The organism is Marinobacter sp. C2H3, assembly GCF_037080155.1.
In the GTDB taxonomy this organism is placed as follows: domain Bacteria; phylum Pseudomonadota; class Gammaproteobacteria; order Pseudomonadales; family Oleiphilaceae; genus Marinobacter.
This window is the reverse complement of the sequence record NZ_JBBBNZ010000002.1, coordinates 568,638-580,867: the sequence shown is the minus strand read 5'-3', so window position 1 is coordinate 580,867 and position 12,230 is coordinate 568,638. Positions and strand designations below refer to the sequence as shown.

The window sequence follows — 12,230 nt, the reverse complement described above, 5'->3', positions numbered from 1 at the left end:
GCATCCATGGCGAAGGCCCAGATTCTGATAGTTGAAGACGACCACGATCTTCGCGAGGCGCTGGTGACGACGCTGGAGCTGGCGCGCTTTCGCGTTCGCGAAGCGGAGAACGGGGCGCAGGCGCTGGCGCGGCTGGCGGAAGCGCCCGTGGACTTGGTGGTCAGCGACGTTAACATGCCCGGTATGTCCGGGCATGAGCTACTTGACGAGGTGCAGCGCAGTTACCCGGGGCTCCCGATGATGCTGATCACCGCCTACGGCCAGATCAGCCATGCCGTGTCGGCCATGCAGGCCGGGGCCATCGATTATCTGGTCAAACCGTTTGAGCCCCAGGTTCTGGTGGACGCGGTTTCCCGGGTAGTGGGGGGCAGCAAGCCCAAATCCGGCGATCAGCCGGTGGCGGAAGACCCGATCAGCAAGCGCCTGTTTCAATTGGCCAGCAAAGTCGCCCAGTCCGATTCCACGGTGATGATCTCCGGAGAGAGCGGCACCGGCAAAGAGGTGCTGGCCCGTTACATACACCAGCAGTCGCCCCGCGCCGGCCAGCCTTTTGTGGCCATCAACTGTGCGGCGATTCCCGAGAATATGCTCGAAGCCATCCTGTTTGGCCACGAGAAGGGCGCGTTCACCGGCGCCGTGGCCTCCGCCCCCGGCAAGTTTGAGCAAGCCAACGGCGGCACATTGCTGCTGGACGAGATTTCCGAAATGGAGTTGGGCCTGCAATCAAAACTGCTAAGGGTGTTGCAGGAGCGCGAAGTCGAGCGGGTCGGTGGTCGCAAGACCATTTCCCTGGACGTCCGGGTGGTGGCCACCACCAACCGGGACCTGGCGGATTACGTCCGGGAAGGCAAGTTCCGGGAGGACCTGTACTATCGACTCACGGTGTTCCCGATGCACTGGCAGCCCCTCCGCGAGCGACCCCTGGACGTCCTGCCTCTGGCGCAGTTCCTGCTGCGCAAGCACTGCCAGAAAATGAAGCTGGCGGGCATTACGTTTGCGCCGGATGCCCGCCAGGCCCTGACCACTCATCGTTGGCCGGGCAACGTCCGGGAACTGGATAACGCGATTCAGCGGGCTCTGGTGCTGCACCAGGGTAACGTGATTCACGCCGGCGACCTGTGCCTGGAGCTGGGCATTTCCGGACGGGAGCCGGTGGTCGCGCCAGCGGGCCTGCCGTCCATGGCGCCGCCAGCACCGTCGGTGCCATTGGATGCCGCCGTATCGGAAGCCGGGGAGGCGGATTTCCTGGTGCCAGAGACCCCGGAAGAAGTCCAGGCGCTGGCCGCTTCTCTGGGTGATGATCTGAAACAGCAGGAGTTCCGTATTATTATCCAGACGTTGAAGAGAGAGCGCGGACGTCGCAATCGCGCGGCTGAACAGCTGGGCATCAGCCCTCGGACCCTTCGATACAAGCTGGCTCAGATGCGCGACGCCGGGATCGATCTTGACGCCGAACTCGCGATGGCGTGAGGCATTTCGATTCTACTCCTTTTCAAGGCACCCATAGGGTGCCTTTTTTTATGCCCGCCGTTTGAAGTGTTGAACCGTTGCCCTTGTCAAAAAACCGTTGCGCCTGCGCGTGTCGCCCATGAGCTCTTCATTAATCACATGAAATCTTTGGTAAAAATCAGCCTGGCCTGAGTTTTGCTTTTGCTCACCCAGACGGCCCGGAGCGCGACAGGGCGCCGGCAAGACAGGGCGAGGAGAGATCATGGTACAGCGAGCCGACATCAACAGCGTGTTGTCCGAAATCCGCAACCTGCGGTCCCAGATGGTGCAGAATCAGCGCATTGAGCAGGACAGCATGGCCCCGGGACGGATCGACCGCCCCCGGCAGGCCCAGGAAACCCAGGAAACGCCGAGTTTTGGTGATCTCCTCGGGCGCGCCGTGAACCACGTCAACGATCTCCAGAACAACGCCAGTGAGCTGCGGACCGCCTATGAAATGGGCGATCCAAGCGTGGACATCACCCGGGTGATGATTGCCTCGCAGAAATCCTCGGTTTCCTTCGAAGCCCTGACCCAGGTTCGCAACCGGGTGGTCAAGGCGTACGAAGACATCATGAACATGCCGATCTGATAACGGAGCCACGACATGGCCAGCGTACCGGCGGAAGCCAACCAGACCAATGCCCCCGCAGCCCTCGACAACGAGGCGCCGGAAAGCCGTAGCGCGCTGCTTGCGGGGTTTGGTCGCCTGCACCTGCTGCGCCAGGTGGGCCTCATGGTGGGCCTCGCGGCCAGCGTCGCCCTGGGCGTTGCGGTGGTGCTCTGGGCCCAGGAACCCAACTATCAGCCGGTGGTGGGTGACCTGTCGTCCTACAACCCGCAGGACGTCACCACGATTCTCGATAAGGCTGGTATCGACTACAAAATGGACCCCCGAACCAGCGCGCTGCTGGTGCCCTCGGATCAGGTTTACGAGGCCCGGCTGAAGCTGGCGGCGGAAGGGGTTACGGACCAGAAGGCCCTGGGCTACGAGCTGTTGGACCAGGAGCAGGGCCTGGGCACCTCCCAGTTCATGGAAACCATCAGCTACCGTCGCAGCCTGGAAGGCGAACTGGCCCGCACCATCGGTGCAATGCGCGGTGTTCGCAGCGCCCGGGTGCACCTGGCCATTCCGGAACGTTCGGTATTCATCCGGGACGCCCGAGCGCCGTCTGCGTCCGTGTTTCTCGATGTGTTTGCCGGCCGGCGTCTGGGAGACGAGCAGATTGCCGCCGTCGTGAACCTGGTGGCCGGCAGCGTCCCGATGATGAACAAGGACGGCGTCACCGTTGTGGATCAGAACGGCAATCTGCTCACCGGCGAAGACAGCCACAGTGCGGGTGACCAGTTGAAAGACCAATACGACTATACCCGGAAGGTCGAGGAGCGCCTGAGCCAGAGGGTGGCATCGCTGATCGGGCCCATCGTGGGCGACGGCCGCTTCCGGACCGAAGTCTCGGCAGACCTGGATTTTGCCGCCAACGAGCAGGCCCAGGAACTGTTCAACCCGGATCAGCAGGCTATCCGCAGCGAGCGCGAGCTCACCGAGCGGAACAGCGGCAGCGGCGGCGCCCAGGGTATCCCCGGCGCGCTCTCCAACCAGCCGCCGGGCAACGCAACGGTACCCCAGCAGACCAACGCAAACACTGGCCAGCAGAACGCCCAGGGACAGCAGGCCGGCCAGAATGGCCAGGCCCAAACCCCTCAGACACCGGTGAATGAGCGCCGGGAGGCGACCCGCAACTATGAGATTGACCGCACGGTAAGCTATCGACGGGGCGAATGGGGCGCCGTCAAGCGGGTGACCGTGGCGCTGGCGGTGGACGACATGAAAGTGGTCGACCCGAATACCGGCGCCGTGAGCTACCAGCCGTGGCCGGAACAGGAACTGCAGCGCCTGAACATGCTGGTCCGGGACGCCGTGGGGTATTCCGCGGCCCGGGGCGACAGCGTTACCGTCATGAACACCGCGTTTGCGCCGGAAACCGAAGTGGCGGTGGACGCGCCCGCGTTCTGGGAGCAGCCGTGGTTCTGGGACCTGATGAAGCAGGTACTGGCCGGCCTGGTGATCCTGATTCTGGTGCTGGGCCTGCTGCGGCCCACCCTCAAGACGCTGTCCGGCGGCGGTCGCCGTAGCGCGGAATCCGATGGCATGGGTGATGGCGACGACCTCGCCAGCCTGGGCAGCGACAGCGCCCTGCGAGAGGCCATGTCGTCCGGGGATGAACTGCTTTTGCCGGGCGCTACGGACAGCTATGATAGGCAGTTGAATGCATTGAAAGGCCTGATTGCGGAGGACCCGGCCCGGGTCGCCCAGGTCATGCGCCAATGGGTGAACGTCGATGACTGACCAAGCCGCTCCCGGGGGCGAAGCCCCGAAAAAGCTCCAGCGCAAGATTCCCCGCGTTGAACAGGCTGCGATCCTGCTTATGTCCCTTGGGGAGGCGGACGCCGCCCAGGTGCTCAAGCACATGGGCCCGAAGGAAGTGCAGCGGGTCGGCGTGGCCATGGCCCAGATGAAGGACGTCACCAAAGACGAAGTCACCTTCGTGCTCGACCAGTTCGTCGACGCTGTTGGCGGCCAGACCGGCCTGGGCGTGGGCAACGACGACTACATCCGCGCCATGCTCACTCAGGCCCTGGGGGACGACAAAGCCGCCAGCCTGATCGACCGCATCCTGATCGGGGGCAACACTACCGGCCTGGACACCCTCAAGTGGATGGAACCCAGGGCGGTGGGTGACATCATCCGCTACGAGCACCCGCAGATTCAGGCCATCGTCATTTCCTATCTCGATCCGGACCAGGCCGCGGAAATCCTGGCTACCCTGGATGAAAAGGTTCGCCTCGACGTCATGATGCGGGTCGCCTCACTGGAGAGCATCCAGCCCCAGGCCCTGCAGGAACTGAACGACATCCTGGAGAAGCAGTTCTCCGGCGGCGCCGCTTCCCAGACCAGCCGCATTGGCGGCGTCAAGCGGGCGGCGGACATCATGAACTTCATGGACCGCTCCATCGAGGGCGGTCTGATGGACTCCATCAAGGACATGGACCCGGATCTGGCGTCCACCATCGAAGACCTCATGTTTGTCTTCGATAATCTCCGGGAAGTGGACGACCGGGGCATCCAGGCGCTGCTTCGGGAAGTCTCCTCCGAAGTGTTGGTGGTGGCCCTCAAGGGCGCCGAGGATGGCGTCAAGGACAAGATCTTCAAGAACATGTCCAAGCGGGCGGGCGAGCTGCTTCAGGATGACCTCGAAGCGAAGGGCCCGGTGCGGGTCAGCGAAGTCGAGGCCGCCCAGAAGGATATCATCACCATTGCCCGCCGCATGGCCGAGGCCGGTGAAATCACCCTCAGCGGTGCCGGCGAAGAAATGATGTAATGAGCAACTCCCCCAAGATCCCGCAACGCATTCCCAAGGAGCAGCTGACCGCGTACGAACGCTGGGAGCTGCCCCTGCTTGACGCCGACGGCAACGAGCGTCCCCGGGAGGAAGAGCGGGATGTGCGTCCGCTGACCGCCGCTGACCTGAACGAGATTCGCCAGGCGGCCCGGGAAGATGGGTTTCAGGAGGGCCGGGAAGCCGGCTACCGCGAGGGCCACGCGGAAGGGTATCAGCAGGGCCACCAGGAAGGGCTGGCCGCCGGGCAGGAGGAAGGCCGTGCTGAGGGCCAGGCCCGGGGCGAGGCCGACACCCGGGAGCGGGTCGACGCGACCCTCGAACGCCTTGAGGCGATGATGGGGGAACTGGTGCATCCGGTGGCTCGGCATCGGGACGAGCTGGAAGCCGCGCTGGTGCACCTGACCGCCTCACTGGCCCGAGCCGTGCTGTTCCGGGAGCTCACCATCGACAGCAGCCAGATCCGGGATGTCGTCCGCAAAGCTCTGGCGGCGTTGCCGTCCACCGCCGAGGCGGTACGCATCCACGTTCATCCGGACGATCTCGAGCCGGTGCGGGAAGTGGCTGACCGTCTGGAATCCGCCGCCACGGTGGTGGAGGACGATAGCCTGCTCCCCGGCGGCTGCCGGGTCGAATCCCGCCACAGCCTGGTGGATTACACCGTGGAAAAACGCTTCCAGAAAGTCATCCAGCGGATGCTGGACGATACCCTGAGCGCCGAACCTGGTGACGTCGGAGAAGGTGCGGCCACCACCCTCAGCGATTTTCATCGGGATTTGCTTGCGGAAGCGCCCGCCGAGAGCCCGATCGACAGAGCCGACGACAGAACCTTCGACACCGAAGACAGGGACAACGGCGATGACCAGCCCCCTGGCTGAGCGCCTGGGGCGGCTAGCCTCGGCAATCGACGCTGATCCGGCGCCGGAGCTTTCTGGTCGCCTGACCCGCATGGTCGGCCTGACCCTCGAGTGCGTGGGTTGTCCCATGGTGGTGGGCGACCGCTGTGAAATCCAGGGGCAGGGCAGCAACAGCGTGGAAGCCGAGGTGGTGGGGTTCGAGGACGAGCGCGTCTACCTGATGCCGCTCACCGCCATTGACGGTTTGCGCCCCGGTGCCCGGGTGGTGCCCCTGTCCGCCGCCAGTCGGGTGCCGGTGGGGCCACACATGCTTGGCCGGGTGCTCAACGGCAGTGGTGAACCCCTCGACGGTCGTGGCCCGCTGCAGGCGGAAGCCCGGGTGCCGCTCACCGGCGACATCATCAACCCCCTGAACCGCGCCCCGGTCCGCCAGCCATTGGACGTGGGCATCCGCGCCATCAACGCCTTGCTGACCGTTGGCCAGGGCCAGCGCCTGGGCCTGTTCGCGGGCAGCGGCGTGGGCAAGAGTATGTTGCTGGGCATGATGACCCGGTTCACCGACGCCGACATCACCGTGGTTGGCCTGGTGGGCGAGCGGGGCCGTGAGGTGAAGGAGTTCATTGAGGATATCCTCGGTGACGAAGGGCTTGCCCGTTCCGTGGTGGTGGCCTCGCCGGCGGACGATTCCCCCCTGATGCGCCTGCGGGCCGCGATGCTCACCACCCGCATTGCCGAGTATTACCGGGACCAGGGCAAGCGGGTACTGCTGCTGATGGATTCCCTGACCCGCTACGCCCAGGCCCAGCGGGAGATCGCCCTGGCCGTAGGCGAACCTCCGGCCACCAAGGGCTACCCGCCCTCGGTGTTTGCCAAGCTGCCCCAACTGGTGGAACGAACGGGCAACGGCCGCCCCGGCGGTGGCTCCATTACGGCGTTCTACACGGTGCTGACCGAGGGGGATGACCAGCAGGACCCCATCGCCGACGCGGCCCGGGCGATCCTGGACGGCCACATTGTCCTGTCCAGGCGCCTGGCCGAAGAGGGGCATTATCCGGCCATCGACGTGGAGGCCTCGGTCAGCCGGGTGATGCCACAGGTCGCGGATGCCGAGCATTTTTCCCGGGCGCAGCGCTTCAAGCAGGTGTATTCCCGTTACCAGCAGGCTCGGGACCTGATCAGCGTGGGCGCCTACGTAAAGGGTTCGGATGCGGAAACCGACTTCGCCATCCAGCACATGCCCGACATGCGCCAGTTTCTTCAGCAGGGCCTGAACGAACGGGCGCCTATGGGCGACAGCGTGGAGCAGTTGCTGGCGGTGGTGCCCGAGCGCCGGTCCCCGGAGCGCCGCCGGGACGCCGTACCCAACCCGCGCCAGGATAGCCGCTGATGCGCCGGTCCGAGCGCCTGAAAGTGGTGCTCGCGGTGGAGGAACGCCGGGAGCAGGAGGCCCTTGAACAGATGGCCGAGGCCCGGCGTCAGGTGGATGATCAGCAGGCCCGGCTGGAGGAACTGAACCGCTATCAGGCCGAATACCGCGAACAGATGCGGGCCGGCCGTCAGGGCCCCGTCGCGGTCACCCGTCTGCAGGCTTGGCAGGCGTTCTCGGCACAGCTCGACCAGGTGATCCGTCAGCAGGAACAGCAGTTGGCCCAGGTGCGCCGTGTTTTTGACAGCCGTCGGGACGCCTGGCGGGCGGCCTGGGAGCGGCGCCGCGGCATGGAGAACTACATCGACACCTGCCGCCGCCAGGAAGACCAGGAACAGTCGGCCCGGGAGCAGAAGCTGGCGGACGAAGCTGCCGGCCGCGCGTTTGCGCGACGCCGACGGTAACACGTCATTGGTCGCCAACGGGGATTGAGCGCCGGATGCCTGCCCTGCGGCCGGCAAATTTTACAGGCTGGTCTATCCTTCAGGGAGCAGGAAAGCTCGGACCCCCGGAGGTATACCCCATGGCGATTGAAACCCGCGTGACCGATGACGGTGACACCCTGGTTATCTGCATCGAAGGCCGCTTTGATTTCAGCACCCATCAGGCGTTCCGGGACGCCTACGAGCAGGGTAATGCCGGCGTGACCCGTTACCGGATTGATCTGGCCGACGCCACCTACCTGGACAGTTCTGCCCTGGGCATGTTGCTGTTACTCCGGGACTACGCCGGTGGCGACAGTGCGCGCATCTCCATCGAAAACTGCAACCGGGACGTGCGTCGGATCCTGTCCATTTCCAACTTTGAACAGCTGTTTGCCATCCAGTGAGCTTGCCCCCTCTGCGGATTCTGATTGCCGAGGACAGCACCTCGGATCGCAGCATCCTGCGCCGCATGCTGATACGGCTCGGGCACGAGGTGATTGAGGCGGCGGACGGCGTTGCCGCCGTGGCGGCGTTTCAGGAGACCACCCCGGATATTGTGCTGCTGGACGCCCTGATGCCGCGGATGGATGGCATGGAGGCGGCTCGGCGGATGCGAGCACTGGCGGGCGAGCGCCTCGTGCCGCTGATTTTTCTCACGTCCCTGACCGATGCCGCCGACCTGGCTCGCTGCCTTGACGCTGGCGGCGACGACTTCCTCACCAAGCCTTACAACCGGGTGATCATTGACGCCAAGCTGAACGCCTTCCGCCGGATGCAGCGGATGCACGACACCCTCTCCGAGCAGCGGGATCTGATCCACGCCCGTAACCAGCAGCTGGTGGACGAGCAGGCGGTGGCCAAGCAAGTGTTCGACAACGTCGCCCACTCTGGCTGCCTGGACGCGCCGAACATTCACTACCACGCCTCGCCCCAGTCGATTTTCAACGGCGATGTCCTGTTCGCCACGCCCCGGCCCGACGGCGGGCTGGTGGTGTTCCTCGGCGATTTCACCGGCCACGGCCTGCCGGCGGCCATTGGCGCCATGCCGGTGGCGGAAATATTCTATGGCATGGCCGGCAAGGGATTCGGCGGCGCCGAGATCCTGCGGGAAATGAACCAGAAGCTGTGCCGTATTCTGCCGACCGGGCGCTTCTGTTGCGGCGCCATGATTGAGGTGGACTTCAAGGCTGGCCAGGTGCGGGCCTGGAACGGGGGCTTGCCGGACGGCTGGGTGCTCGGTGGTGGTCGGACGCCGCAGCCGATCCGCTCCCGGTTCCTGCCGCTGGGTATTCTGCCCGCGGACCGCTTTGACGGTGAGATGGAGGCCCTGCGAGTGCGCCCGGGCGATCAGGTACTGCTGATGACCGACGGCGTGCTGGATTGCGTGGATGACGCGGGGAACGTTTTCGGGGAGGCTGGTGTGCGCGAGGCCCTGGCTGACAAAGAGGGACCTCCGTTCGAACGACTCCTGGCGGCGGCGAGCGGATTCAGCGCGGATGCGGCGTCGTCCGATGATCTGACCCTGTTTGCCCTGGACGTCACCGACGACGCCGGTTGGACGCGGGGCCTGGCGGATACGGTGGGGCCGTCGGCCCTGACCGGGCCCCTGGACTGGCGCTGTGAATACGAATTGCAGGGCCAGAGCCTGGCGGATTTCAACCCGCTGCCGCTGCTGCTGCACCTGTGCCTGGAAGTCCCGGGATTAAGGCCCTCCAGCGGCGAGATCTATACGCTGCTCTCGGAAATGTACAACAACGCGCTGGAACACGGCATACTGGGGCTGCCCTCTCATTGGAAGCGCAATCCGGATGGCTTCGGCCATTACTACGCTGAGCGACAGCGCCGGCTTCAAAGCGTGGGTAACCACCGGGTGCGGTTTGCGCTCCAGCATGAAGGCACGGCGCAGGGCGGCCGGCTCAGGATTGCCTGCGAGGACAGTGGCGAGGGCTTCGACGTCGCCGCGGTTCTTGGCAGCCTGAGTGATGACGGCCGCGTCAGCGAGCCCGCCTACGCCGGGCGCGGGCTGCTGCTGCTGAAACGATTGACCACTGACCTGTCTTTTCACCAGAACGGCAATCGCGTGGAGATTGTGTATGACTGGAAGCACACCTGAATCCGACGCCGACCACCTGGACAACGACGCCCTCGCCGAACTCCAGGACGTTATGGAAGACGAGTTCGAGCTTCTGATACGCACCTTTGTGACCGATTCCAGAGAGCGCATTCATACCCTTCGCCAGGCCCTGGCCGATGCAGACGCCGATGCCCTGGCCAAAGCGGCGCATTCGTTCAAGGGCAGCAGCATCAACATCGGGGCGCCAAAGCTGGGTGCTCTGTGCCTGGCGTTGGAACGGGCCGGAAAAGCCGGCGAACTCTCTGGCGCTGCCGACCGCATCGACGGGATTGACGCTGAATTTGCCATTGTGGTGGCCGAACTGGAAACCCTCATGGCCCGCTGACGCCGTTCCCGGCCTTATGGCCTGGCACCGGTTTTGCAAAGCTGACGTGACACCCGGATTTTCACGCCAGTGCGCGCAAAAAGCGGCAAGAGGTTGCCATGCCATCATCGGTTCTACCCCAGGTCCTGATGCCCGATCAGGCCTCTGACAAGCGTCCGGCCCCACGAGCCGGGTCCCCCGCCGACGTCCATCGGACACCGGATCAGGACAGCCGGTTTGACGTCGTGTCCCGCGCCGAACAGCAGCGCCTTGAGGCCAGGCAGCAGGAGGCACGTCAGCAGGAAAGCCGCCAACAGACCTCCCGGCTCGAAGCCCGGCAACAGGAAAACCGGCAACAGGATGCCCGGCAGCACCAGGCCCATCTCGACGATCGGCGCCAGCAGGCGGACCAGGCTCAGGAGCGTCGGCAGGCGAAACAGGCAGACGACAAGTCGTGCAAGGATGTGGCTGAACCGCCGGCGTCCGCTGACGACACCAAGGCCGACACCGCCGCTAACACCCCATCAGACGCCGACGGACAACCGGGCAAGCCGGGGAAGGCCGATAAGGCGGATGAATCCGAGGCGACGGCAGCCAATCCTTCAGCGGCGCCTGACGATGCGGAGCAGACCGATGTTGAAGGCGCCGTCAGCATTACTTTTGCAGACCTGCGGGCACTGCTGAAACCGGCAGCGCCGGCCGCAACTCCGGTCCAGGGCGCTCCGGGCAGCGCCGGGCCGGTGCCAGCGGCGGGTGGCACGTTTGCCGCCGCCACTCTGCCGGGGCTGGCCGGCCTGGTCGGTGGCCCGGCGGGCCTGGCAGTGCAGGGCAAAGGCGGAACGGCGGCCGGCATGGGCCTTGGGCCCCTGCTTGGCGCTGTGCTGGCCGGTGACGGCAAAGAGCCCGGGGATCGCGGTGCGCTGACCGGCGGTCTGCGTTTCCAGGGCGCGCTGGAGCTGGCGGGCCAGACCCTGAATGGCCAGGCCCAGAGCGCCACCCCGCTCCAGGCCCGCACGGATGCCCCGGCGGCGCAGGCAACGCCGCTTCGTAGCTACGCCACCAGCGTGGATGTGCCCGTCGGACAGGCCGACTGGGGCGATAAGGTGATGGGCAAGCTGAGTTGGCTCACCGCCAAGAACCTGTCTACCGCGGAAATTCACCTGACGCCGCCGGACATGGGCCCGATGGACGTCAAGGTGCGGATGCACAACGACCAGGCCACCATCACCGTGCACACGGCCAACCCCGTGGTTCGGGATCAGTTGGAAGGAAGCGCCCACCGTCTCCGTGACATGCTGTCCGATCAGGGGTTGTCACTGGCGCAGTTTGATGTGTCTGACCAGCCCGGCCAGCAGGCCGGCCGTGAGCAGGGCGGTGACGGGCAGGGCAGTGGCACCGCCTCGGGCCCGGGACTGGCGGATGCCGCCACCGATGGCGACGAGACAGCGGGTGGCCAGCTGGATCTGAGCTGGAAGGGCGAAGTTGACGTTTTTGCCTGAAGGGTTGCCTGAACGGTCGAAAGAGGGCTTTGCCCATCGACTTCGGCGACGCTAAACTGCGGGTTCACGGGGCGGGTTCCATGATTCATGGCCCGCCCTTTGCATTCAGTTCTGTAGCGACCCGGAATCGGGCCGTCACCGACGGATTTCTGGCAAAGCGACGACTATGGCTGACAACAACGCTCCGCAGGGGGCGCCTGCCAAAAAAGGCAAACTGAAACTGATTCTGCTGGTTGTGCTGGGCGTGCTCCTGGCCATCGGCCTGTCGGTGGCCGGCACCGTCTGGTTCCTCGGCGGCGGCCTGCCCGGGTCCGATGACCACGCCGAGACGGCCAGTGAAGAACCGGCGTTCGTGCCGGCCTCCTACGTGGACATTGAAAAACCGCTGATTACCACCGTGCAGGCAAACGGCAGCCAGCATTACGCCCAGGTGTTCGTGTCGTTGCAGGCCACCGATCCCAAGGCGATTGAGGCAGCCAAACTGCACCTGCCGCTGATCCGCAGCCGGCTGGTGACGACGCTCTCGGGCAGTGATTTCATGACCCTGCAAACGCCGGATGGCCGGCAGGGCCTGGTGGATGCCATGCTGGCAACGGTCAACAAGACCCTGGAGCAGGAAGGCGAGCCCGATGTGGACGCCGTGCTGTTCCGAAATTTCGTGGTGCAGTAGCTACCCAGTCACGGGGCGGGAAAACC

The 12,230-nt window shown here is 65.0% G+C and carries 12 protein-coding genes; all 12 read left to right on the top strand.

Annotation, left to right across the window (positions count from 1 at the left end):
• Positions 1 to 6: 6 nt before the first annotated feature.
• Positions 7 to 1,470 (top strand): sigma-54-dependent transcriptional regulator, encoded by a 1,464-nt coding sequence (locus V3388_RS07740; protein ID WP_336366951.1) that lies wholly within the window; start codon positions 7 to 9, stop codon positions 1,468 to 1,470.
• A 241-nt stretch (positions 1,471 to 1,711) separates the two neighbouring features.
• The gene (fliE, locus tag V3388_RS07735; RefSeq protein WP_336366950.1) at positions 1,712 to 2,080 is read left to right on the top strand and encodes a flagellar hook-basal body complex protein FliE; all 369 of its coding nucleotides are present in this window, start codon (positions 1,712 to 1,714) and stop codon (positions 2,078 to 2,080) included.
• A 15-nt stretch (positions 2,081 to 2,095) separates the two neighbouring features.
• Positions 2,096 to 3,838 (top strand): flagellar basal-body MS-ring/collar protein FliF, encoded by a 1,743-nt coding sequence (gene fliF, locus V3388_RS07730; RefSeq protein WP_336366949.1) that lies wholly within the window; start codon positions 2,096 to 2,098, stop codon positions 3,836 to 3,838.
• Positions 3,831 to 4,871 (top strand): flagellar motor switch protein FliG, encoded by a 1,041-nt coding sequence (gene fliG, locus V3388_RS07725; RefSeq protein WP_336366948.1) that lies wholly within the window; start codon positions 3,831 to 3,833, stop codon positions 4,869 to 4,871. The genes fliF and fliG overlap by 8 nt, the downstream gene beginning before the upstream one ends.
• The gene (locus V3388_RS07720; protein WP_336366947.1) at positions 4,871 to 5,767 is read left to right on the top strand and encodes a flagellar assembly protein FliH; all 897 of its coding nucleotides are present in this window, start codon (positions 4,871 to 4,873) and stop codon (positions 5,765 to 5,767) included. Before fliG ends, V3388_RS07720 begins: the two co-directional genes overlap by 1 nt.
• Positions 5,748 to 7,133, top strand: coding sequence for a flagellar protein export ATPase FliI (fliI, locus tag V3388_RS07715; protein WP_336366946.1), 1,386 nt, complete (start codon positions 5,748 to 5,750; stop codon positions 7,131 to 7,133). The genes V3388_RS07720 and fliI overlap by 20 nt, the downstream gene beginning before the upstream one ends.
• Positions 7,133 to 7,576: a flagellar export protein FliJ gene (gene fliJ, locus V3388_RS07710; protein ID WP_336366945.1), complete on the top strand. Its 444-nt coding sequence runs from the start codon at positions 7,133 to 7,135 to the stop codon at positions 7,574 to 7,576. The genes fliI and fliJ overlap by 1 nt, the downstream gene beginning before the upstream one ends.
• A gap of 119 nt (positions 7,577 to 7,695) precedes the next feature.
• Positions 7,696 to 8,001, top strand: a complete 306-nt coding sequence (locus V3388_RS07705) for an STAS domain-containing protein (protein WP_336366944.1) — start codon at positions 7,696 to 7,698, stop codon at positions 7,999 to 8,001.
• Entirely contained in the window at positions 7,998 to 9,710 is a 1,713-nt protein-coding gene (locus tag V3388_RS07700) for a PP2C family protein-serine/threonine phosphatase (RefSeq protein WP_336366943.1), read from the top strand. Before V3388_RS07705 ends, V3388_RS07700 begins: the two co-directional genes overlap by 4 nt.
• The gene (locus V3388_RS07695) at positions 9,691 to 10,056 is read left to right on the top strand and encodes an Hpt domain-containing protein (protein ID WP_336366942.1); all 366 of its coding nucleotides are present in this window, start codon (positions 9,691 to 9,693) and stop codon (positions 10,054 to 10,056) included. Before V3388_RS07700 ends, V3388_RS07695 begins: the two co-directional genes overlap by 20 nt.
• Before the next feature lie 98 nt (positions 10,057 to 10,154).
• Positions 10,155 to 11,534 carry a flagellar hook-length control protein FliK gene (locus V3388_RS07690; protein ID WP_336366941.1) on the top strand — a complete coding sequence of 460 codons (1,380 nt, stop codon included), beginning with the start codon at positions 10,155 to 10,157 and terminating at the stop codon, positions 11,532 to 11,534.
• Between the two features lie 166 nt (positions 11,535 to 11,700).
• Entirely contained in the window at positions 11,701 to 12,204 is a 504-nt protein-coding gene (locus V3388_RS07685) for a flagellar basal body-associated FliL family protein (protein WP_336366940.1), read from the top strand.
• The last annotated feature ends 26 nt before the right edge of the window (positions 12,205 to 12,230 follow it).

Bases quoted from the DNA above. Each gene is read 5' to 3' on its own strand.
- V3388_RS07740 (WP_336366951.1), top strand. From the start codon at position 7: ATGGCGAAGGCCCAGATTCTGATAGTTGAAGACGACCACGATCTTCGC.
- fliE (WP_336366950.1), top strand. From the start codon at position 1,712: ATGGTACAGCGAGCCGACATCAACAGCGTGTTGTCCGAAATCCGCAAC.
- fliF (WP_336366949.1), top strand. From the start codon at position 2,096: ATGGCCAGCGTACCGGCGGAAGCCAACCAGACCAATGCCCCCGCAGCC.
- fliG (WP_336366948.1), top strand. From the start codon at position 3,831: ATGACTGACCAAGCCGCTCCCGGGGGCGAAGCCCCGAAAAAGCTCCAG.
- V3388_RS07720 (WP_336366947.1), top strand. From the start codon at position 4,871: ATGAGCAACTCCCCCAAGATCCCGCAACGCATTCCCAAGGAGCAGCTG.
- fliI (WP_336366946.1), top strand. From the start codon at position 5,748: ATGACCAGCCCCCTGGCTGAGCGCCTGGGGCGGCTAGCCTCGGCAATC.
- fliJ (WP_336366945.1), top strand. From the start codon at position 7,133: ATGCGCCGGTCCGAGCGCCTGAAAGTGGTGCTCGCGGTGGAGGAACGC.
- V3388_RS07705 (WP_336366944.1), top strand. From the start codon at position 7,696: ATGGCGATTGAAACCCGCGTGACCGATGACGGTGACACCCTGGTTATC.
- V3388_RS07695 (WP_336366942.1), top strand. From the start codon at position 9,691: ATGACTGGAAGCACACCTGAATCCGACGCCGACCACCTGGACAACGAC.
- V3388_RS07690 (WP_336366941.1), top strand. From the start codon at position 10,155: ATGCCATCATCGGTTCTACCCCAGGTCCTGATGCCCGATCAGGCCTCT.
- V3388_RS07685 (WP_336366940.1), top strand. From the start codon at position 11,701: ATGGCTGACAACAACGCTCCGCAGGGGGCGCCTGCCAAAAAAGGCAAA.